Here is a 21932-nt window from a genome sequence, read left to right as displayed (position 1 = left end):
CTGTAGATTGAGGGGTGCTTTTTGGTATTTTTTTAAACATACACAATAATGACACAACTGTTTGATAATGAAGATAGTGGGGTGAACTTGCTTGTTGAAATTGGGATCTGTGCTTTCAATTAGGCTTCACAGAGCCGTTTTCCGATTATTTTCCAGGGATAGCGTTAGCGGCTCTCAAAATTTGGAGAAGGATACAAAACATCCATGCGAGCTATGCCATATGTTAATCCAACTATAGATTGACAGGAAAATCTAAAATGTAACACAGAAATAGGGAGGGATCAGGCGTGGTTATGAGTTTGGAATTGAAAAATCAAATAGAGAAAGCCAGACATAACCTTCATATGTTGGTAGAGCATAACGAGGGTAGATTCGGCCATCCCGATGTGCTTCAGCAGTCCATGGTACTGGATGAATTGATCAATGAATATAATCGAATGCACTTAAACAAGCCGAGGGCTTGATGGATATAGATGAGCTTTTATTACAATCATGCGCACGTGATAATAGCTGGAACGGACAGCAGGAAGAACGAATGCTGTATCATTCCAGACTGATTATGTGTGCATGATTTTTGTTGTTTCTCAATGCAACAGCCGCTTGGCTTCCAGGTACAATACCTGAACGAACTTTTTGGTGTTAATGCGGGTCTGGGACAAGGAGGGCTCCACATTGTTTTGCAGCTCCAGCATTTTTTTGCGAATCTCCGTAAAGTCAAAGAACTTCGAAGCGTAATTCTCGAACTTCGGATGTGTATAATCGGTGAGTCCGAGTGATACGACATGGCTTAATGTTTGGAAAATTGCCCGCCGAACACGCTGTTCGGATGCTTTGATCTCTTTCGATGTTTCCGCTGGCGAAGCATCAGATCCCAGTTTCCGTATGGCTACATTCTGGAAGATATCCTTGAGCGACGGAAATGTATATGGAGAGAGTTTATGTTCCTCCGTTTCAATCTGCTCCAGATATTCCAGCATGTCCAGCAGATCTCTGCTGCCTGCTTCTCCGATCATGCCCATCTCCGATAGCAGGAAATGTCCTGCTGTCGTAATTGTTTTGTCGGGGACTGGTGATGAAGTGCGTTCGGAAGATTGCAGTCTGGACAGTCCTTGCAGTGTTCGTTGAATATCGGCAATGGATTGCTGCATGCGCAGACGTTCGTCTACAAGACGAAGAACAGACAGGATCTCCAGCCGATTAATCGGCTTCGTAATATAATATTCGATGCCAAGCGAATAGGCCTCCCCAATCATATTTTTCGACTCAATCTGGGAGATCATCACGATCTTGCCATCGAACCTTCCTTCAAGTGCACGTATGGTCTGGATTCCGTCTCTATGCGGCATGAGCAGGTCAATCAGCAGTACATCCACCTTATGCAGCTCCAACAGTTCAGCATGAACATGAGCCCCATCTTCTGCTTCTCCCGCTATGTCGCCGAGTCCCTCATCTTCAATAATATCCATCAGCATGGATCGAACCCCGGGATCATCATCCACAATGAAATAACGCATTTCAGTATCCTCCTTTCCACTTGAACGTGCTCCTATATATTCCGTTCTGTGCATCTATAAATGATCTTTCCCTGCTATTAATGTCCTCTATTATCATACTTGGTTGTATATCCCGATGTGAAGACCTGTGTATGCAGAACAATATGTCAGATAAAGTGACAATGAATGGATAAACGTTGCTTAATTATAAAAAATTTAAATGTTTCCGTGTAGGTATTTGTCGATTTCGGTAGATGCCCGTGTAGTATAGGTAACATCCGAAAATGTGGATTCCGAGATGTGCAGAATGGTGCAAACGCTGCTCTTATCCTATCGTACTTCTGCAGAAACAGCTCCTCTGTGGGGATAGAACTGCATCATGTCTTATGAAGTAGTATGAGAATTTTTCGCTCAGTCATACAGCTGGGGAACGTTTTTTAACGAGACATCAACGAAAAGGGGCATTGCCAATGGAGCAAACAATACAAGATATTATTGCAGTTTTCAATGATTTCCTGTGGTCCAAACTGTTAATCATCTTGTTGGTCGTATGTGGTTTGTATTTTACGACCAAGACCCGGTTCATGCAATTCCGCATGATTGGGGATATGGTGAAAGTGCTTAAGGAGCCGAAAAGTAAGGAGCCTGGCAAAATTTCGCCGTTTCAGGCATTTTGTATCAGTATGGCAGCCCGCGTGGGGACCGGGAATATTACCGGTATTGCACTGGCAATCGCATTGGGAGGACCAGGGGCCGTATTCTGGATGTGGGTTATCGCAATTTTTGGATCGGCTTCGAGTTTTGTGGAGAGTACACTTGCTCAAATTTATAAAATCAAGGATAAGGGTGGATTCCGCGGGGGGCCGGCTTATTATATGGAGCGTGGTCTGGGTAAACGCTGGATGGGGATATTGTTCGCAATTCTTATCACGTTGTCGTTCGGTCTGGTCTTTAATGCTGTACAGTCCAACACGATTACAGTCGCATTCAAAAATTCTTTCGGCATCGATCGGTTGACTGTGGGCATAATTATGGCCGTTGTGTTTGCAGGAATCATTATGGGTGGTGTTAAACGGATTGCGAAGGCGTCTGAATATATCGTCGTTGTTCTTGCTGTACTGTACATTGGTGTGGCTGCATTTGTGGTTCTGTCGAATATTACACAGCTTCCGGCCATGATTGCGCTGATTGTGAAAAATGCCTTCGGCATTGAACAGGTCGCTGGCGGTACACTTGGTGCCGCGCTGATGAATGGTGTCAAACGTGGTTTGTTCTCCAACGAGGCGGGGATGGGTAGTGCTCCGAATGCTGCGGCTACGGCGGATACAACACATCCGGTCAAACAAGGACTTATTCAGGCATTTGGCGTGCTGACCGATACCTTGGTCATTTGTACAAGCACGGCCATGATTATTTTGTTATCAGGCGTGTACAAGGGGTCGAATCTGGGTGGGATTGAATTGACCCAAGCGGCATTAAGTGTGCATATTGGTTCATGGGCATCCGGATTTTTGGCAGTGATGGTGTTCCTGTTTGCCTTTAGTACGCTCATCGGGAATTATTACTACGGAGAGACCAATATTGAGTTTATCAAATCCAATAAAGTTTGGCTGTGGGTATACCGCATCTGCGTCATTGCGATGGTGCTGTTTGGTGCCGTTGCCAAGGTGCAGTTGGTATGGGATCTGGCCGACTTGTTCATGGGGCTGATGGTTGTGGTGAATCTGATTGCCATCCTGATGTTGTCCAAAGTGACCTTTGAAGCACTGAAGGATTACAAGAAACAGAAGGCCGAAGGGCGTGATCCGATCTTTACTCGAGACCGTATTCACATTCCGGGCGAAGTGGAATGCTGGGAGTCGGAGGCCGAGGTCGTAGGAACCAAATGAAGTGAAGCTGCCAAATAAAAAGTGAAATGAAACAGGACTTGAATTTCCGTCACAGGGACGGGGATTCCAAGTCCTGTTTATTACATATTAAAGCCCTTAGTGCTCGAGTATCTCCGGAGAGGGGGAAACCATCTCATCGGGAGATGAACCTGTCCTTAATTGTTCACAGAGTAACTGATGAGCTGCTCGGATAGAGCCTTCATGCGCTCACCCGCTTCATTCAGCTTCTCAATGACATCCGTGAAGGAAGATACGAGCGTGGCTTGCTCCTGAGAAGAAGCTGCAATCTGAGAGACTTCTACTTCCATCTGTTTGATCACCTGTTGTACATCTCTCAGACTGATATCAATATCACTGGTCGCCTGCTTGGCATCCACAGATAGCTTGCGCACTTCCGCTGCCACCACACCAAAGCCTGCTCCTGCTTCTCCTACCCGTGCAGCTTCGATCGCAGCATTGAGCCCAAGCAGGTTCGTCTGTTCAGAGATTTCACGAATGAATCCGGCAACTTTGTTGATTTGGGAAGAGTTTTGTACCGCAAGACGGGTATTCTCCAGGATTTGTTCACTGGTGGCCTGCAATTCCTCTGCATGAGCGGCAACATGCTGGACCATATCAACCAGGTTTCCATTAATCGTTTGGTTTTCTTGTATAATGGCTTCAAGCTGATTCTGGTTCGACTGATCATACGATACACAGAAAATAGCAACGACCTGATGATTGTCATCAAAGATCGGTATATTAAGGACATCCAGTTCGATACCGTAGTATTCTGCCGGCAGGTGGGTGAGAGAAGCTTCGTTTCCGTTCTTGAGAGCGGTGAAGTTCTTATATCCATCCAAAAGAGGGTCGCCTTCGTTGAATCCCAGATTGAACTTCTCGGTGGAGACAGAATACAATACCTTTTCGTGATCATACACCGTTAGACTGGCTGGTTCTCTAAGAATCAGACGGATATAAGGCATTACTTTCAAAAGAGCATCTACAACGTTCATAACAGGTTGAACCATCCTTTCTTTATTTGAATTTCTTGATTAGCAGTTGCAACTATGCTTATTGCTTTATCTTTCATCGGAAAAGAGTGCGCTATCATGTACTCCTTTTTTCACAAAATATTGTCATTTTCAGGACGGAATTTTAGAATAGTTTCCATTTGGATTTATGTAATGGATATAAGTTCTAGTTGTAACTATTTTTATATCAAGATATGGGTACAGATCTATGTCGTTTATGGGACATGTGTCCAATATTAGTAGAACCACACAGGGGGGTTATCCGAGATGAGAGAAATCATGGACTTTGGATTGCTGCGACAGCTGGCGCGGGAACATGGCCTCGATCAGGTGCTCGACGAGCCTGCGCTTGCTGAATTAAGGCTGCTCGAAGCTTCCAAAGGTGAGATTATATGTGCCAAAGGTGAACGTCCCGAACGATTATATTTTCTCGTTCAGGGTAAACTCAAGATTTATACAACACTGCCGAATGGCAAGTCTTTGCTGCTTCGTTTTAGCATGCCGCCTGCGCTGGTAGGCGATCTAGAGCTGGTCAATGGCAAAGAAGCCAAGAACACGGTGGAATCCGTCAACAAGAGTTTACTGCTCGGTGTAAGCTACCGCTATCTCAACAATACATATGCTGAAAACCCGAAGTTTCTCCATTTTATGCTCAGTCATGTGACACACAAATTATATACATTCTCGAATCTGTCGAGTCTTAATCTGCTTTATCCTGTCGAGAGCCGTTTTGCAAGCTATTTGTTATCCACGATGGAGCAGGGGGAGCAGGTCACAGAAGAAATCCAAACCTCCAAGCTAACAGAGCTGGCGGATATGTTGGGAACGAGTTATAGACACTTGAACCGGGTCATCCATGACCTCCGCGATCGTGACATCATCCGCAAAGAGCAGCGCAACATTGTCATCTGTAATCTGGAGCAGCTGCGTGAAATTGCGGGTGGTAACATGTACGAATAAGCCATCTGCATAAATCCCAAGAGAGCAGTTCAAACCACAAATGCAGAAAAAAAACCACCCCCTGCTTGCCATGTGCCAGAGGGTGATTATAGATGCACCTGTTAGGTGGAAAATCCATTTCACTTCCATGCTTATACCTACTAATAGCTGCCTGCAGCTACAGATGTAGCCTGTGTATCTGTAAGCTCTGGCTAGATATCGCCACGCTGTTCAAATAATTGAGCGATTTCCACGATGACCTGTGTAGCCTTCACCATATTATCAACCGATACATATTCAAACTTGCCGTGATAGTTCTCTCCGCCAGTGAAGATGTTGGGTGTTGGCATACCCATGTACGAAAGCTGGGAGCCGTCTGTGCCTCCGCGAATTGGGCGGATGACAGGTTCGATATCCAGGCGAGTCATCGCTTCATGTGCAATATCGACGATCTGGCGCACAGGTTCGATTTTCTCACGCATGTTATAGTATTGGTCATTTAATTCAATCGAGATGCTTTTCTCGCCATATTTGCTTTTCAACTCGCCCACGACATTCATCAAATACGCCTTGCGCTGCTCAAACTTCTCCCGGTCGAAATCACGGATGATGTAGCTCATTTTGGTCAGTTCGACGTCTCCCTCGATGGATAACAAATGATAGAACCCTTCATAACCTTCCGTAAATTCGGGAGCTTCCTCCGCAGGTAGACGGCGGTTCAACTCCATCGCAATTTTGGCGGAATTGACCATTTTATTTTTGGCTGTTCCCGGGTGCACGTTGGTACCCCGAACCGTAATTTTGGCTGCTGCCGCGTTGAAACTTTCGTATTCCAGCTCGCCGAGTGGACCGCCGTCCACTGTATAGGCATATTTGGCTCCAAAAGCAGGGACGTCGAATTTATGCGGCCCACGGCCAATCTCTTCATCCGGGGTAAAAGCAACGCGGATCTTCCCGTGTTTCACTTCCGGGTGTTCGATCAGATAAGCCATCGCGGTCATAATCTCGGTAATGCCCGCTTTATTATCGGCACCAAGCAGTGTTGTGCCATCAGTTGTGATCAGCGTGTGACCTTGATATTCACGCAGTTCCGGGAAATCAGTGGTGGATAACACGACATCCAGTTCCTGATTCAGTACAATATCCTGTCCATCGTAGTTGTCGATGACCTGTGGTTTGACATCTTTGCCTGTGAAGTCGGTTGCCGTATCCAGATGAGCGAGGAAACCGATCACCGGAACATCCTTGTCCGTATTGGATGGCAATGTCGCCATCACATAACCGTTATCATCCATGGTCACTTCCTGCAAACCAATCGATTTGCATTCTTCAACCAGGTATTTCCCCAAGACCAGCTGGCCTGGCGTGGAAGGGCAGGTTTCACTGCTTTCATCAGATTGCGTATCCATTTGCGCATAGGTTATCAGTCTTTGAATTAAAATATCTTTCACCAGTAATCGCTCCTTCGGCTTCGGTTTTGCGTATATGCTTTCGATGCAGTTTTCGTTCAGAAAGCTTTTTAGCTTCGCTTCTACAGTTTATCCTGCCCTCTCCGTTTTCGTGTAACCGTTAGGTACAACTTATATAAAGTGGGTATATTATAACCTGCATGTCTGTATGGCTATCATATCATGTTTTGGATTCATTTCGAGTCGAGAAGAATGCATCGGGGGAAAAGATCGATAAGGTATCAAAAAGGGTACTATGTCACAAAAAAGTACGTACTTGTATTTCTATAGGTTAAGTTCATAATGATCAATGAGGAATTAGAAGAAAACCATCTGTGGCAGAAAGCAAGAATGGGCAGCTGTCTTCGATCTGGCAAACAAGTAAATGCCTTAACATAGATCATCATAAGGAATAGGAGATGTAATTGAAATGACTGAGAAATTATTTTCCCCTTATCAATTTAAGGGACTTCAACTAAATAACCGTGTCGTCATGGCACCGATGTGCCAATATTCCGTTACTGCCAAAGATGGCATTCCGAACGATTGGCATCAGGTACACTATGTAAGTCGTGCGGTTGGGGGTGCAGGGTTGATCGTGATCGAGATGACGGATGTTGATCCGGACGGACGTATTACCGACAATGACCTGGGCATCTGGTCAGATGAACACATTCCTGCCTTTACCAAACTGGTGGATGGTATTCATGCATATGGCTCCAAGGTGGCGATTCAGATTGCACATGCCGGACGTAAAGCAGAGGATGCAGCGCAGCCTGTAGCTCCATCGGTGGTTACTTTCCCTGGAGAGAGCTTCAATACACCACACGCTTTAACTACAGAGGAAACACAAGCCATGGTACAGAAGTTTGCAGACGGTGTACGCCGTGCAGTAGCTGCCGGGGTCGATGCCATTGAGCTTCATGGTGCACACGGATACCTCATTCACCAATTCCATTCTCCACTCATGAACCATCGCGAGGATGAGTATGGACAGGATCTCTCCCGTTTTGGCGTTGAAATTATTCGTGCAGTGAAAAAAGAAATGCCGGAAGATATGCCGCTGATCATGCGGATTTCAGCAGTGGAGTACGCTGATGGTGGATATGACATAGATCATACCATTGAAATTTCTCGTGCCTATCAGGCTGCAGGCGTGGATATGTTCCACATTAGCTCTGGTGGTGAAGGGCCTTCCGGGCAACGTAAACCAGGTAACTACCCTGGGTACCAAGTGCCATTTGCCCGTCGTTTCCGCGAAGAACTGAACGTTCCTGTCATTGCTGTAGGCATGCTTGAGGATGCAGCTCTGGCTCAAGCGGTTATCGGCAACGGTGATGCGGATCTGGTAGCGGTTGGCAGAGGCATGCTGCGCGATCCGTATTGGGCGACTCATGCAGCTCTTGAATTGGGTGTAAGCAAAGATAAAGCGGCTATTGCGCAACCTTATTCCCGCGGATACTGATCTTAATTAGAACATTTATATAGATGCAATTATAAAGGGATGTCCCCTAAGTCATGAACATGACGGAGGACATCCCTTTATGGCGTCATTACAATCTAACGAACCGACAGCTGCTATTAGCTGCAGTTTCCGCAGGTTTGCAGTTTAACGAATCGTAGGCACGTTACTTCCTCGATCTTTAATCTTTTGGGTCAGGTTGTGTGGCCTAATAAGTGACTGAAGTTCGATACACTTTGCACCCCACACTATTGCTCCTATTATGGTGCGGTCGATTCGTTAGCGCTTTGACCTGAAAGTGAACCCACTTTCGAGGGCATTCCTCGCGTAGCTTCAAACACAAATTTTTGATCAGAACGCGAGGGTGTCTGGTCGGGATCGAAGTCTGCATACACCACAACATCGATGAAACCGATCTGTTCCAGAATCATGCGGAGCTCCTCCACACCGTACCATCGTAATGCAAGCTGTTGCAGTTCTGTGGCTATAAGTGTGCCATGACGCCACTTTTCATAACGAATTAGACTCACTTTATATTGCTGAAGCATATTGACCTCGATGTCTTTGCTCTCCATTGTAATTGTGTCGCCATCCGGTAGTTGGACCGTTGATGTTCCTGAATAGTGGGTAGTTGTGTTCGTCACATCCGGCAGAAAGAGGTCCAGCACAAGTCGGCCTCCCGGTTCCAGATGTTGATACAGATTACGCAGAGCCTTGATGGAAGCCTGTCTGTCTTGAATAAGCAGTAGTGAGCCTGCGGCGATTATAATGAATTCATACCGATAAGGGAGATGAAGTGTCTCCAGATCAGCAGCAAACAATTCAGGCATGGGCAATCCCCGCTCGCTGCACATCAAACGACAGGAATCGATCATGGCGGTTGAATAATCCAGACCGTCTACTTTTAAACCAGCTTCAAGTAATGGGATTAGCATTCGACCGGAGCCGGACATCGCTTCCAGGCTGCGTCCATTGCAGTTCATCAGAACATCACGATAAAATTCAATATCGCCTCCAAGGGAGTGGCCAACTGGTTTGGTGGCATTGTACACCTCGGTACATAAAGGACCATAATTACTAAAAGACATATAACGCTTCCTCCACAACATAATTAAAATAAGAATGTGGAAGGGAGTGGTTGTCAGATGTTGATTATCCCTTCCGGCAGCGGTTGGAATTTAATTTTTCAGAGCAGACTATCATAAGGAATCACGCACCTTTTATGTAATATGTTCCAATTATAGGATGGACTTGAGAGTCGGTCAACAGACTACCTGCAAGATTATCTGTTGTCAGCAGAATATATTTGACACAGATCATCTTATCTTGAACAATGAGTTATATCATTTAGGAGGAGAGATATCATGGAATCTTCAAGTGCATTGCCAGATATTCGGGAACAATTGTTGCTACAAGCGCCTGTGGAGAAAGTGTGGGCGATTGTATCGACATCGAAAGGTTTGGAATCATGGTTTATGCCAAGCAATCTGGAGCCAGTGGAAGGGCATGAATTTATATTGGAAGCAGGCCCTTTCGGTAAATCCCCGTGCAAAGTCACGGAAGTTCAGCCCCCACACAAGCTGTCATTCCAATGGGGTAAGGACTGGACGCTTACGTTTGAACTGATGGAGCAAGGACAAGACACGAACTTTACCTTGATTCACAGTGGCTGGGACGCGGACAAACTGACGGAGTTTGGACAAGCTCATGCCATGGTTCGTGAACGGATGGAACAGGGCTGGGCAGGAATTGTGCAGAAACTGGCTCAGGTCGTTGGACAAGCATAAGGAACAGAGAGAAGTTAAACAAATCGTTAGCAAATTAAAAAAGTCACGGGTCTAACTACGGTGTACATTCCGGTAGCTGAGCCTGTGGCTTTTTTGGTGTTAAAATATCATGTAAGAACTATTTCCGTCAGAAGCAGAAACGTGTAACATGGAGTTATAGGTATAAAACGACAAAATTAGACGTGTCTCGCTATGGAAGCGGAAGGATTACATAAATGAGAAAACACTGGATTATGCTCACCATTAGCTTTATATGTATTGTTGTCTTTCCTCTGGGATCCATTGTACAAACGCTAATTACCGAGCGAGGCAACCCTCAGGCGAGGGAGGGGATAATGGATTTGACTGGCTGGGATTTCGACAAGCAGGGGGCTGCATCCCTGACGGGCACGTGGGATTTTTATCCAGGTCAATTGTTGACGCCCGTTGACATTGAGGCGGATGTATCAGGACGCAAGCCTCTTCCCGAGCCTTTACCCATCCATGTTCCATCACGGTGGAACAGGACTCTTGGAGAGGCACACGGATATGGGACCTATCATTTGCGTGTTCGAATTTCCCCCAGAGCAGAGAAGAATGATTATGGAATACGTACTCAGAATATTCGCATGGCCCATCGTTTATTTATAGATGGCAAAGAAATCGGCGGTAAAGGGCGGCCAGGCATAACACCAAATACCGATATTCAGCTCAATTTGCCTTTTACGGGATTTACCTCCATTGAAGGTGATGTTGCAGATATTATTATTCAGGTTTCCAATTATAGCTATTCGTCTGGAGGCATTATTGCATCCATTTTGTTCGGAGACGAGCACAGTATTCTGAAGAGCCAACAGCAGGACTGGCTCAAGGATCTGATGACACTTTTCGGATTCATTTTACCGGCGGCCTTCTTCCTGATGCTTTTCCGGCTGCGGCGCAGTGAAAAAGAACTTTGGTATCTAGGGTTATTTAGCCTGTCCGGTGCGATGTACGCATTAACTCATGGAGAGAAGCTGCTGGGAACCCTGTTACCGTTCTTACCGAATAATGATATTCTGCGGCTTCAATTAATCAGTGCGGCTCTTGCGTACTATTTCTTGTTACGATATATGGATGCGCTTGTGCCTGGAGCTGTTCACCAATGGTTTGTTCGCCTGGGTGTGGTTCTCGTACTAATCCAATGTGCGGTGGGTTTCACATTGCCTCCTGCCCTGTTCTCAATGCTGGAGCTGCCCATGCTGCTGATTTCAATTGCGGTGATTGGTTACACGCTGCGGGCCATGCTTCATTGGTTGAACAAGCGACCGAATGACGGCCATTTCGTCCTGATGAGCATGATGAGTATATTCTTGGTGGTTGTGCTGTACACCGTTGGTGCTTTCACAACAGTGGATACAACATTTCTTGCGCTGTATGAGCTGCTGTTGTTTGTTTTTGCCCAGATGTTCATAACAGCGATTCGGTTCGCACAATCATTCCGTGAAGTTGAAGCGTTATCTGAACGCTTGCTTGCAATCGACAGTCTTAAGGATGAATTTATGGCGAATACGTCACATGAACTAAGAACGCCCCTGCATGGCATCATTAATATTGCTCAATCCATGTTGGAAGGAGCGGCCGGGGCAGTCACTCCCAAGCAGGCCAAAAACCTGTCCATAATCACGTCAACTGGAAAGCGGCTTTCGCTCCTGGTAAACGATATTTTGGATTTCTCCAAGCTTAAAAATGGTGAAATTGAATTAAAACGGAGTGCTGTGGATCTCGAATCCGTTGCCCGAACGGTTGTTGAAGTCTCTGGTTTCACCTTCGGGGATAAACCGGTTGTACTGATCCAGGAATGGCCTCCGGCGTTACCACTGGTTGAGGCGGACGAGGATCGATTAAGGCAGATTTTGTACAATCTGCTGGGCAATGCGTATAAGTACACGAAGCAGGGAGAAATTCGACTGTATGCCCGTGTGGATGGGACTCTGGTGACAGTATCTGTCGCCGATACGGGTATTGGAATTGCTCCAGATAAACTGGAAGATATATTTCAGTCATATGAGCAGGACAACGGAACGAGTGAGAGGGTTAACGGGGGAACTGGCCTTGGGCTGAGTATCACTCGCAAACTGGTCGAGCTTGGTGGAGGGACCATCTGGGCAGAATCGGAGCCGGGTGAAGGTTCGACCTTTCATTTTACCCTGCCTGTTGTGCAATTTCCTCTGCTGCAAGCGAGTTCAAGACCGGTTGCAGCCCGATATGTATCTGCCCAAGAAACAAGAGCACAGGATACGACTGCAATTGAATGGGATGAGACGGATGATATTCTGGAAGCGGAGCATACCATTCTGATTGTGGACGATGATCCCGTGAATCGACAGGTATTGTTCAATCTGTTATCGACGGAACGTTATCGTGTCATTGCAGCGGATAGCGGGGCAGCAGCCCTGAAACTGCGTGAAGAATATCCCTCCATTGATCTTGTCATTACAGACTGGATGATGCCGCGAATGTCCGGGCTTGAGTTATGTCGCAAGCTGCGTGAGAACAGTTCCTTGTCCGAATTGCCCATTCTGATGCTGACAGCTCGCGGGCTGCCTGAGGATATCAAAATGGGCTTCCAGGCAGGAGCAAATGACTTTCTGAGCAAACCTGTGGATGCGGGTGAACTGCGTGCCCGGGTGCGGACGTTAATTGAGATGCGTACCTCGGTACAGGAGGTTGTTCGTACGGAGATGGCTTTTTTGCAGGCCCAGATCAAACCGCACTTTCTATATAATGCACTTAACGTCATTATTGCGACGTGTGCAGTGAACCCGGACAGAGCGACCGATTTACTTATTGAACTGAGCCATTACCTGCGTGGAAGCTTCGACTTTCAGAACCGCGACCAACTGGTTCCGCTGGCGAAGGAACTGGAGTTGGTGGAGTCCTATGTACATTTGGAACAAGCGCGGTTCGAGGAGCGTCTGGCGGTCCATTACGATATCGACCCAGATGTAAATCTTTACTTGCCGCCGCTCAGTATTCAACCGCTTGTGGAGAATGCGATTCGACACGGAGTGATGGAGCGTGCTGCAGGAGGCACAGTTAACCTTGGTATTACCAGGGAAGGTGAGAACATCGTCATTATGGTACGGGATGACGGAGTAGGCATACCTCCTGAGCGTTTGGCTCAGGTAAGCTCTGGACGAACTGAAGGTCCTGGAGGTGTAGGGCTACAGAATATTAATCGTCGCCTGTTGTCTTTATATGGTCAAGGGTTGGAGATTCAGAGTCATGCGGGGAAAGGGACACTAATACGGTTCCGCATACCTGTGGAGAAGACAATTGACTCCGAATAATGGGAGGAGTTAGGCGAATCTGGTTAACAGATGAATAAGCGGGTGCCGAGATAATCGGTGCTCCCATTGAATAATATTCACGGTAGGAGGCTGGAAGAGCGATGAAAGCCATTGTAATCGATGACGAGAAACCGGCGCAGCTTCATCTGGAGCGCCTGTTACGATCGGATGGGCGAATTACCCCCGTGCAGTGCTTTTCGACAGCCCGTGCCGGTCTGGATTTTCTGGCAAAAGAGCGTGTGGACGTTGTGTTTCTGGACATTGGCATGCCGGAAATGAATGGACTGGAAGCGGCTGAATATATACAGCAATTGGACAGCAATATTCGAGTTATATTTGTAACGGCTTACGCCGATCATGCGGTTGAGGCATTTGAGCTTCAGGCGCTGGATTATGTGCTGAAGCCAGTTAGTTCAGCGAGACTTACCAAAACAATCGATCGAATTATCGCAGGCATGATCCTCCTATCTTCTCCTGTTGCAGCAACTGCCGAGGTGCAGGTTTCCGAATCTGAAGTTGACGGGGTGGATACCCGTGTGCCCGGATTGCTTACTTTTAAACATCTGGATATCTACAGAAGCTTGGATCAGGAAGCAGAGAAGCATAAGTGGCGTACAGCTAAATCGCAGGAACTGTTTGCTTTTTTGTTTCACCATCGAGGGGAATGGGTAAGCAAAGAGATTCTGATCGATAAGTTGTGGGCGGATGTCTCGCAAGAGAAAGGGCTAACGCATCTGCATACTTCCGTTTATCAGATCCGCAAACTGTTGAAGGAGTGGAACATGACAGGCAAGCTGGAATATAACATGAACCGTTATCGTCTGTTATCGGGTAACCTGGTGAGTGATGTAGAGCAGTTCGAACAAGGAATGGCATATGCTGATGTTACGTCGGATAACGTGGATTCACTGAGAGATATTGTTCCGCTCTATCGTGGTGATTATCTGGAGGAGCATGATTATCGCTGGGCCCAAGCCAAAGCGAGAGAGCTGAGACGTAAATATGTAGAACTGGTTATGGATATCGCCGAATGGGACATGAAGCATGGACGGAGCAAGGAAGCGATGGAGCAATTGCGGGAACTACAGGAACGGGAACCGTATGCCGAAGAGATCTGCCGATTAATGATGAGAGTAGGTGCATCCATGGATGATCAACAAGCCATACTCAGAATTTATCATTCATTTACGCTGACCCTGCTTGAAGAACTGGGACATCAACCGGAGCCGGAGACAATCAGGCTGTATGAAGATTTAACAACAAAGTAGGCAGAAGTCCAGTAGGAGGATGAAGCATGAAGTTGTTTATACATCGCAAAGACTTACGTACAGATGATCTGGTCGCATTCGATTATTTGCGGGATCAGGAGGCGGAGAGTTTGCATGTACTCATTTATGATCCGTTTCTGCTGCGGCAGGGTCGTGAGAAGGAACATAGCGGTGTTAACTTCCTACAGCATGCTGCGACGCTGGGTAAGCGGTACCGCGATGCAGGCCGCAAGCTGCACGTAGCTTATGGCAAACCGGCTGAGGTGATCGACCATATACTCGGACAGATGCAAGGTCGTATAGATGAAGTCATCGTTCATCGGGATATGACTCCATATGCAATCGAACGGGATCGTGGAATACGCAGGGTAACCGAGGAACGAGAAGTTACATTTACGCAGCTGACGGATCATCTGCTGATGAATCTAGCGGGTTTTGCCGATTTTACGGGCAAGTCTGAGCCATATAAAGTATTTGCAGCCTTCCACCGACGCTGGGTAGAATTCATGAATGAGCATCCCAATCCAGCTTCAACCACTACGGTTGCAGAGGTGAAGGTCAGTGACCAGCAGCTAGAATGGCCGGATACCTTCCAGGTACCGTCTGGATTGCTGGCATATGATGCATCGGATTTGAATGACCCTCATCTAATGTTGGATCGTTTTTTATCGGACAGGATTGCCGGTTACGGAGACCATCGGGATGAATATGAAGCTTATGAACCGAGCGGTCTCAGTTCATATGTTGCTGTGGGGGCTGTATCCATCCGCAAGATGTACGATGCTGCGAAACGCATGGAGGATTCGGACGAGTGGATCAGACAATTGTGCTTCCGCGACTTCTATCTGTATCGGGCAGTGTATGAGCGTGATTATTTTACATATGAAAAAGTTTACGATCTGTCGGTGCTCAGCGAGCATCACTTCGAACGGTGGTGCAGGGCCGAAACAGGCATTCCAATAATCGACGCAGCAATGACGGAATTGAACGAGACTGGACATATGCCGAATCGGCTTCGTATTCTGACCGCGATGTTTCTTACCAAAAATCTGCAATGCCCGTTCACGCTGGGTGAAGCGTATTTCAGACGCAAGCTTCGTGACTATGACAATATTCAAAACCGGGGCAACTGGCTGTGGTGTGCATCACTTGGCGAGAATGCAGCTCCATACTTTCGGGTGAACAATCCGGTGACACAGTCAGAGAAGTATGATCCTCAAGGGGATTATATACGGAAATGGCTGCCTGCCCTGAAAGATTTGCATAGCAAAGAGATTCATCAGCCTCGCCAGGAGGCAATGGTTGATCTGAAAACATCCAGACAATCAGCTATTGAGATCTATAAACAAATTCTGGCGAGCCGTCAGAAGGGTTAGAATCACGCAATGGAATGTGCATGTTTATGCTGGAGGAATCACCGGATTCCCGGATCTCCAAGGCGTGGGCTAAGAGGTCGGGTTCCAAGCCACGCTGCCGCAGCTTATCCATGAGCAGGAGGTAAGTCTGATCGATCTCTGCCCGATCCGAATCCCCCTGATGTGTATACACGGCATATTCACGGGTTGGAAGGATAATACCGACCATGCCTTCCGGCACGTCGTGGAAGTGGGAGACTTCCACTCCGGCAATGTAGTGATAGAGGCGTGTACGGCTCAGGGATACGCCCGTCTTCACCCCCGTCCTGATTTGGCGGGGGATTTCGTGTTGTCTGCGGCCCAATTCCACCCACAGCTTGGGAATCATTACTTTTGCCATATATACTGCTGTAAAAGGAGCCTGGAATTCAAGGCCAATCACATGTGTCTGCGGCCGTATAATCCGTTGAAATGGATCTGATCTGACAATTCGTTGCCTTGTTATGCCGGCTCTTCGGTTGGCAGATTGCAACAGGGAATATCCTCCTTGTCGCCCGGGCTCTGCGTATAAGGGAACACCCATTCCGCTGAGCTCATGTAAATATCGGAGCATGGTGCGATAAGAAACTCCAAATTCAGCAGCCATCTCATCCACGGTGAACGTTGGTTTGTCATAGACTCGCATCATGAGTTCAATCAAACGCTGGGTTTTGGTCATACGCAGTCCACTCCTGAACAAGTTGTTTTATACTGACAGATTCTGTCACTGTTTTAGTATAAAATAGAGTCAGGACAGGGACAACAGGGATCGATTGAAGATAAGGATGAAAGGGTGGGGATGTATGGAACAAGTCAATTCCTCAATGTTGGTACGTAAGGAAGCCGCAACGGTTATCGGTTTGAAATGGGAAGGAACCTTTGCCGAAGCGGGGGCAGGGGGCATTCGTGTTGTGCAAACGGAGTTCAAGCGTCGTCTGCACGAGATCAGCGATGTACTCCACCCGCAGGAGCTTCTGGGATTGTCCTTTCATATGACAGATACAGGGTTTATCCATTATGTCGCGGTCGAAGTTGGCGAACGGGGAGCAGAGGCGATCCCGACTGGAATGGTGAAGGTTGATGTTCCGGCATGTGACTATGCGAAGTGCAGCCATGTCAAAGGACAGCTTGTGGAAGTTTCCTACAATCGCATCTATGCCTGGATCGAAGATCAGGGGCATACGGTGGCGGATGGTCCGCTTACACATTATGAAGTGTATCCGATGGATCAGGATCCATATGATCCGGAACCCGAGTTTACCATTTTCATCCCAGTAAACCACAAATAATTTCTGAAGAGGCAAAAACACCGTAAGACCGCATAATAGCGGTCTTTTTTACATATATAGACATGAAAATACGATGAAAATTGTTGGGAATTTAGAATATTTTAAGAAATTGGACTACCCATCTTAAGCATTATGCCTTTTAATAGATAGAGAGCTTATCGTAATAAGTCATATCTGACATATTGACGAACACATGAAGGAGAAGCGTAGAACATGAGTGAAACGATCAAAAGAGAGCGAATCCCAGAGCTGAATCTCGTACGGGCAATGGCGATCATCGGCGTGCTGTGTGTACATTCCACATCATATGCGACGGTGGACATGACAGGTTCAGGGTATTACTGGCTGTACAATTTTATTAATATTTTTATGAAGTATGGCACACCCACGTTTATTTTCATGAGCAGTTTTGTGCTGTTCTATAACTATTATTCCCGCCCGCTTGATAAAAAGCTGGTCAGTAACTTTTACAAAAAAAGATTTGTTTACATTTTGCTGCCGTATTTCTTATTTTCATTAATGTATTTTGTAATCCTGCACTTAACGCATTATCAGGGCCGTCCGTTCGGTGAATCGGCAGTAAGTTTCATCACGAAACTGTTCACGGGCAAGGCGTATACGCATCTGTACTTTGTATTTATTAATATGCAATTCTATCTATTATTCCCATTGGTCTTGTGGCTGCTCAAGAAATATCCCTCAGTGGTCAAATGGTCGGTACCGATTGGGTTGCTCATTCAGTGGGCATTTATCGTAAGTAATAAATATGGCTTCCAGGTGCCGAACAAGGGAAGTTGGGCTTTCTCGTACTTCTCCTATTTCATGTTGGGTGCTTTTATCGGGGTATATTTTCCGAAGATTAAACAATGGTTTGTCATTAGTCGGGAAAATGCAACCAAAGCTCGTGTAGTTTCATGGATTGTGCTGTGGGCGGTATGGATTTTTGCCGGACTCGGTCATGTGTACATTTATTATCTGCTGCGTATGAAGATCGCGACGTATAACACGCTGTGGTATGAGTTTTTCTGGAATCTGCATACGTTCGCCTGTGCGCTGGTGCTCATTCAGATCGCATACCTGCTCTATCAAAAAGGACCATCGCTGATCGTCAAGCCGCTTAATCGGCTTGGGGCACTGTCCTTCGGTATTTATCTGATCCATCCATTTTTCCTGCTGGTCTATCGGAATTTTCCACCACAAACCGGGGTTTCCTGGCTGATTCATCTGTGGTACGCCGGAGGTTTTGGGGTATCGCTAATTGCGTCGTGGATTGTGGTTGGACTTACGGCAAGATTCATTCCGTTTGCATGGGTTATTTTCGGCAATTTGCCAAAACCCAAACCACGTTTGGTTCCGCAGCAAAACTCGGGACAGCTCGACGTTCGTTAAAAGTTTTATGCTAATAAAGGAATAATAAACCGTTTCTTGGTCGACCATTAGGGTTGAGCGGGGAACGGTTTTTTGATTGCCGGTTGGACTCAGATATGGGGAACGAATGTTTCTTTTTCATACGCGAAGGGTAATAAGAAGGCGGAACACCATTTAAATAATTTATAAGTCTAATCTAGGTTTGAATAAAAAATACACATTAACGGAGAGGGCAGAAAAAACCTGAAGAAGCGTAGCTAAAAGCTTTCTGAAAGAAAGCTGCATCGTAAGCATATGCTTCGCCTTTAGCACCGGATTTCACCTTTTAAAAAGGGGATTAAAGAAATCTGGGGGTAACAGCGATCGGAAGGTTGTTCTGCCAGCGTAGTAAAACAGTGTAAATTCATTTATTCAATGGATGTATTGACTTTTAAGAACAGGATTAAGGTGAGAACAATGACAACATGTGAACAATGCGGGAAACCGATGCAAGATATATTGGAATATGTGGAACATATCCTTCACGAGTGCGTGGGGCAGACACAGGAGTATAAGACAAAAGACTACGGGACATCGGGCTATGAGTGTGTTGGCGAGCAGATGTGATACAATGGAAAGAAACCGGATTCATACGGAACCGAGGTGACAACATGGAGACGGGCTCTGTCCCTTTCCGGCAGAAAATGACGGAACATGAAGCGCAACTGACCAAGACATGTATGTACTGCGGGCAAAAGCGTCCTTTGTCCGAATTCCGACGAAGAACCGGAAAGCGGGCTGGCCCTGGAGCCAGACGTGGCGCTTGTCGCCACTGTCGTCAGCTCGGTGGACAAGCGGATAACGATAACACCTCACTCCGGGGTTCGAATGAGGCGGTAAAGAGTCATAGAGGTGCTCCGGCTGCCCGACCTTCTGCATCTGCGAGTCATACAGCAGAAATGATCGTCGATGCTGCAAATGGAACGCCTTCTATCCTTGCTACTTCAGAAAGACGCGGGGAGTCAGAGCCGTCTGTAGGTTCATCTTCTTCGAAGGAAAGTGAAAAGGCTGACCTCGTTGCTTCTTCCGCTGTCTCTTCGCCTTCAGGCAATCTTAAGAAGAGGAGAAGGCGGAGAAAGGCAAAGCGTCCAGAGCTGCAGTCGGGTAAAGAGCAAACGGAATCGCTCTCCCGAACTGACGAGGAGAGCGAGGCTGCAGGTCAGCCGCAGACGGGAGCTGATCTGCAAAACAGGGATTCGCAGATGCATACAGCGAGTGCTCATCCATCTGCGAAGCGTGCCAGCGCGCGCACAGCCGCTGGCACGGATCAGGCCGCCGAGCAGGAGCTTGCGGCGGCCAATGCTCTGCTGCCAGCCAAGCCGCAAGGCCTGGCAGCAGAGCCAGGGGCTGCGGATCAGCCGACCGCAGCCAAGCGCAAACGCAAGCGGCGCCGCAAGCGTGCTGCCGCGCTGCCATCCGGCGCAGGACAGGCCCGCAGCATAGCTGAGGCCAGTGCGCCGAGCCTGAGCGACCGTGGCGATGCCAATACGGTCGCCGGATCTGCTGCGGCGGCCGCACAGCCTGCCGCTGCTGCGAAGCCCGCCCCCGGCCAAGCGCCGGAGACGGCCAAGGAGGCTGCGCCTCCTGCACCCGTGCGTCAGCCAGGCTCGCCCGGGTCCAAGCCGCGCCCGGCCCGCAAGGAGCGTGCGCCTAAGGCGGGCGGCGAAGACACAGCCCGCGCCGGATCATCCGGGCAGCGGGCGCCAGCGCATTCCAGCCGCAGCCACGGGGCTGGAATGGAAAGCCGCCCCCGCCGTCATGCTCCGGCGATGCCTGTAGCGATTGACCCTGAAGATCCCGCATCGCTTCGGACGAACCGTCAGGGCATGGTCCGTATGCGCGGCAAGACGGACAAAGGACGGCGCTGGCATCAGGAAGTGGATATGGAGCTGGCGGTTACGCTGGTCAAGGAAAAGGCCGCTGTTGTGGTTAATCGGTACACAATCCGCCGATTGTTTAGCAACAAGGATTTCAAGCGGTTTATTTTGACCCGTGATAACTATACCTGTTACTTCTGTGGATCGTATGGAGACACGATTGATCATCTTCTGCCGCGAGCCAAAGGCGGACATACCACGCCACTCAACTGTGTCTGCGCCTGTAATCTATGCAATCAGTCCAAAGCTGCAATGGATGCCGAAGAATTCATGCGCTCTGGTATTCCCGAGTGGAATGCTGCGCATCAGGAAGAGCTGAATGCGCTGGCTATGCAGGAAGCTCAGTTGGAATAATTGTTAAGCGATACACTGCCCTGGGTTTGTCTCACAATCCGTGTCAGACGGGGCATTTGATAAAGAGAGCATACCAAGACTGAATAGGTCTGGGTGTGCTTTTTTTGTTTTTCATCGCAGCAGGTGAAATTTCTTCAAATTGACAACGGTACAGCGTTCATATGTACGTTATACTGTGGGAAGTGAGTAGTGAAACTTCACATCGGTTTACAGGATGTATTTTATAATGGGTACCCCATCTTTAGAAAATTTGAACTGTATAGATTGGAGGGAAGCAGATGACCCCGGCATCTTTGGACATCATGTCCTATATTACGGAAGAGAATATTCGTTTTTGGCTGGAGAAGTTTCGCTCCCTGGGTCCGTTACCGGGTATTTTACTTACCTTTATGAAATCATTCGTGCCCCCGCTGCCTACGCTGCTCATTGTGGGGGTTAACGGTGCGGTGTACGGGCTATGGGCAGGCTTCCTATATTCATGGATCGGGATGGTACTCGGCTGTACCGTCACATTCCTGATTGTACGGGAGATTGGAAAATCGGCTTTTGTAGAACGTTGGGCCAACAAACCGCGCGTGCAGCGAAGCATGGTATGGATTCGGCGGAATGCATTCAGTTACGTGTTTTTGTTGAGTATTTTCCCGGTTGGGCCATTCGTCATTATCAATGTCGCGGCAGGTATTGCTCGAATGAGATTGCTTTCCTTCCTGCTTGCGGTGAGCTTTGGCAAAGCCATTATGATCTTCTGTGTGACGTATATCGGTTCGAATGTAGCTCAGTTTATGGAACATCCTGTGCGTTGGGGAGGTGTGCTGCTGTTTATCGCGGTATCCCTGTGGGCAAGTCGGAAGCTGGAGCGGCACTTCACCCGTTCGTCATCAAATCGGGACGAAATGAATGATCTGAGTCACTCCTCTGGAAAGTCTATTTCGTCGTAAATATACGATGATACAAATATGTACGTTCGATCTTGAATGAGTTTAATCGGAGATGACCATCTG

Annotated in this window: 17 protein-coding genes; 12 read left to right on the top strand and 5 right to left on the bottom strand. The window is 47.5% G+C overall.

Going from position 1 to position 21932, the window contains the following annotated elements; all coding sequences use genetic code 11:
* Positions 1 to 293: 293 nt before the first annotated feature.
* Positions 294 to 464: an aspartyl-phosphate phosphatase Spo0E family protein gene (locus MHB49_RS32855; RefSeq protein WP_247903349.1), complete on the top strand. Its 171-nt coding sequence runs from the start codon at positions 294 to 296 to the stop codon at positions 462 to 464.
* Positions 465 to 584: 120 nt separating this feature from the next.
* Here the strand turns inward: MHB49_RS32855 and MHB49_RS32850 are convergent, their stop codons facing one another.
* Positions 585 to 1514, bottom strand: coding sequence for a response regulator (locus MHB49_RS32850; protein WP_405154401.1), 930 nt, complete (start codon positions 1512 to 1514; stop codon positions 585 to 587).
* A 449-nt stretch (positions 1515 to 1963) separates the two neighbouring features.
* Here MHB49_RS32850 and MHB49_RS32845 point away from each other — a divergent pair, with 449 nt between their 5' ends.
* Entirely contained in the window at positions 1964 to 3382 is a 1419-nt protein-coding gene (locus MHB49_RS32845; protein WP_405154400.1) for an alanine/glycine:cation symporter family protein, read from the top strand.
* 155 nt (positions 3383 to 3537) lie between these two features.
* On the opposite strand, the gene MHB49_RS32840 is transcribed toward MHB49_RS32845, so the two are convergent.
* Complete coding sequence (locus tag MHB49_RS32840; protein ID WP_247899882.1) at positions 3538 to 4377, bottom strand: methyl-accepting chemotaxis protein; 840 nt, start codon at positions 4375 to 4377, stop codon at positions 3538 to 3540.
* 285 nt (positions 4378 to 4662) lie between these two features.
* Between MHB49_RS32840 and MHB49_RS32835 the strand changes: the two genes are divergently transcribed.
* Positions 4663 to 5355, top strand: a complete 693-nt coding sequence (locus tag MHB49_RS32835; RefSeq protein WP_405154399.1) for a Crp/Fnr family transcriptional regulator — start codon at positions 4663 to 4665, stop codon at positions 5353 to 5355.
* A gap of 191 nt (positions 5356 to 5546) precedes the next feature.
* Here MHB49_RS32835 and pepT read toward each other — a convergent pair whose 3' ends face one another.
* Positions 5547 to 6785, bottom strand: a complete 1239-nt coding sequence (pepT, locus tag MHB49_RS32830) for a peptidase T (protein WP_405154398.1) — start codon at positions 6783 to 6785, stop codon at positions 5547 to 5549.
* 427 nt (positions 6786 to 7212) lie between these two features.
* Here pepT and MHB49_RS32825 point away from each other — a divergent pair, with 427 nt between their 5' ends.
* The gene (locus MHB49_RS32825) at positions 7213 to 8247 is read left to right on the top strand and encodes an NADH:flavin oxidoreductase/NADH oxidase (protein ID WP_405154397.1); all 1035 of its coding nucleotides are present in this window, start codon (positions 7213 to 7215) and stop codon (positions 8245 to 8247) included.
* Positions 8248 to 8504: 257 nt separating this feature from the next.
* Here the strand turns inward: MHB49_RS32825 and MHB49_RS32820 are convergent, their stop codons facing one another.
* Complete coding sequence (locus MHB49_RS32820; RefSeq protein ID WP_405154396.1) at positions 8505 to 9332, bottom strand: class I SAM-dependent methyltransferase; 828 nt, start codon at positions 9330 to 9332, stop codon at positions 8505 to 8507.
* A gap of 276 nt (positions 9333 to 9608) precedes the next feature.
* Between MHB49_RS32820 and MHB49_RS32815 the strand changes: the two genes are divergently transcribed.
* The 4 genes from MHB49_RS32815 to MHB49_RS32800 all read left to right on the top strand — a co-directional run bounded on the left by MHB49_RS32815 (position 9609) and on the right by MHB49_RS32800 (position 15986).
* Positions 9609 to 10031 carry an SRPBCC domain-containing protein gene (locus MHB49_RS32815; RefSeq protein ID WP_405154395.1) on the top strand — a complete coding sequence of 141 codons (423 nt, stop codon included), beginning with the start codon at positions 9609 to 9611 and terminating at the stop codon, positions 10029 to 10031.
* 335 nt (positions 10032 to 10366) lie between these two features.
* Positions 10367 to 13342: an ATP-binding protein gene (locus MHB49_RS32810; RefSeq protein ID WP_405154394.1), complete on the top strand. Its 2976-nt coding sequence runs from the start codon at positions 10367 to 10369 to the stop codon at positions 13340 to 13342.
* A 101-nt stretch (positions 13343 to 13443) separates the two neighbouring features.
* A complete protein-coding gene (locus MHB49_RS32805) occupies positions 13444 to 14610 on the top strand; it encodes a response regulator (RefSeq protein WP_405154393.1) in 1167 nt (388 codons plus the stop codon).
* Between the two features lie 26 nt (positions 14611 to 14636).
* Positions 14637 to 15986, top strand: a complete 1350-nt coding sequence (locus MHB49_RS32800; protein WP_405154392.1) for an FAD-binding domain-containing protein — start codon at positions 14637 to 14639, stop codon at positions 15984 to 15986.
* Here the strand turns inward: MHB49_RS32800 and MHB49_RS32795 are convergent.
* Positions 15940 to 16683 carry an effector binding domain-containing protein gene (locus tag MHB49_RS32795; RefSeq protein ID WP_405154391.1) on the bottom strand — a complete coding sequence of 248 codons (744 nt, stop codon included), beginning with the start codon at positions 16681 to 16683 and terminating at the stop codon, positions 15940 to 15942. The genes MHB49_RS32800 and MHB49_RS32795 overlap by 47 nt on opposite strands.
* Before the next feature lie 145 nt (positions 16684 to 16828).
* Here MHB49_RS32795 and MHB49_RS32790 point away from each other — a divergent pair, with 145 nt between their 5' ends.
* The 4 genes from MHB49_RS32790 (at position 16829) to MHB49_RS32775 (ending at position 21869) form a co-directional block, all read left to right on the top strand.
* Positions 16829 to 17293, top strand: a complete 465-nt coding sequence (locus tag MHB49_RS32790) for a GyrI-like domain-containing protein (protein ID WP_405154390.1) — start codon at positions 16829 to 16831, stop codon at positions 17291 to 17293.
* 213 nt (positions 17294 to 17506) lie between these two features.
* Entirely contained in the window at positions 17507 to 18682 is a 1176-nt protein-coding gene (locus MHB49_RS32785; RefSeq protein WP_405154389.1) for an acyltransferase, read from the top strand.
* Between the two features lie 629 nt (positions 18683 to 19311).
* The gene (locus tag MHB49_RS32780; RefSeq protein WP_405154388.1) at positions 19312 to 20931 is read left to right on the top strand and encodes an HNH endonuclease; all 1620 of its coding nucleotides are present in this window, start codon (positions 19312 to 19314) and stop codon (positions 20929 to 20931) included.
* A gap of 278 nt (positions 20932 to 21209) precedes the next feature.
* Complete coding sequence (locus MHB49_RS32775; RefSeq protein WP_405154387.1) at positions 21210 to 21869, top strand: TVP38/TMEM64 family protein; 660 nt, start codon at positions 21210 to 21212, stop codon at positions 21867 to 21869.
* The last annotated feature ends 63 nt before the right edge of the window (positions 21870 to 21932 follow it).

The sequence above is a fragment of the Paenibacillus sp. FSL K6-0108 genome (genome assembly GCF_045040695.1).
Taxonomy (GTDB): domain Bacteria; phylum Bacillota; class Bacilli; order Paenibacillales; family Paenibacillaceae; genus Paenibacillus; species Paenibacillus pabuli_B.
This window is presented reverse-complemented; position numbering and strand designations above follow the sequence as displayed.

What these genes read in the sequence shown, in the direction of transcription:
- MHB49_RS32780 (WP_405154388.1), top strand. Translation starts at nt 19,312, where the DNA reads ATGGAGACGGGCTCTGTCCCTTTCCGGCAGAAAATGACGGAACATGAA.
- MHB49_RS32775 (WP_405154387.1), top strand. Translation starts at nt 21,210, where the DNA reads ATGACCCCGGCATCTTTGGACATCATGTCCTATATTACGGAAGAGAAT.
- MHB49_RS32815 (WP_405154395.1), top strand. Translation starts at nt 9,609, where the DNA reads ATGGAATCTTCAAGTGCATTGCCAGATATTCGGGAACAATTGTTGCTA.
- MHB49_RS32805 (WP_405154393.1), top strand. Translation starts at nt 13,444, where the DNA reads ATGAAAGCCATTGTAATCGATGACGAGAAACCGGCGCAGCTTCATCTG.
- MHB49_RS32840 (WP_247899882.1), bottom strand. Translation starts at nt 4,377, where the DNA reads ATGAACGTTGTAGATGCTCTTTTGAAAGTAATGCCTTATATCCGTCTG.
- MHB49_RS32785 (WP_405154389.1), top strand. Translation starts at nt 17,507, where the DNA reads ATGAGTGAAACGATCAAAAGAGAGCGAATCCCAGAGCTGAATCTCGTA.
- MHB49_RS32800 (WP_405154392.1), top strand. Translation starts at nt 14,637, where the DNA reads ATGAAGTTGTTTATACATCGCAAAGACTTACGTACAGATGATCTGGTC.
- MHB49_RS32845 (WP_405154400.1), top strand. Translation starts at nt 1,964, where the DNA reads ATGGAGCAAACAATACAAGATATTATTGCAGTTTTCAATGATTTCCTG.
- MHB49_RS32790 (WP_405154390.1), top strand. Translation starts at nt 16,829, where the DNA reads ATGTTGGTACGTAAGGAAGCCGCAACGGTTATCGGTTTGAAATGGGAA.
- MHB49_RS32825 (WP_405154397.1), top strand. Translation starts at nt 7,213, where the DNA reads ATGACTGAGAAATTATTTTCCCCTTATCAATTTAAGGGACTTCAACTA.
- MHB49_RS32835 (WP_405154399.1), top strand. Translation starts at nt 4,663, where the DNA reads ATGAGAGAAATCATGGACTTTGGATTGCTGCGACAGCTGGCGCGGGAA.
- MHB49_RS32795 (WP_405154391.1), bottom strand. Translation starts at nt 16,683, where the DNA reads ATGACCAAAACCCAGCGTTTGATTGAACTCATGATGCGAGTCTATGAC.
- MHB49_RS32820 (WP_405154396.1), bottom strand. Translation starts at nt 9,332, where the DNA reads ATGTCTTTTAGTAATTATGGTCCTTTATGTACCGAGGTGTACAATGCC.
- MHB49_RS32855 (WP_247903349.1), top strand. Translation starts at nt 294, where the DNA reads ATGAGTTTGGAATTGAAAAATCAAATAGAGAAAGCCAGACATAACCTT.
- MHB49_RS32850 (WP_405154401.1), bottom strand. Translation starts at nt 1,514, where the DNA reads ATGCGTTATTTCATTGTGGATGATGATCCCGGGGTTCGATCCATGCTG.
- MHB49_RS32810 (WP_405154394.1), top strand. Translation starts at nt 10,367, where the DNA reads ATGGATTTGACTGGCTGGGATTTCGACAAGCAGGGGGCTGCATCCCTG.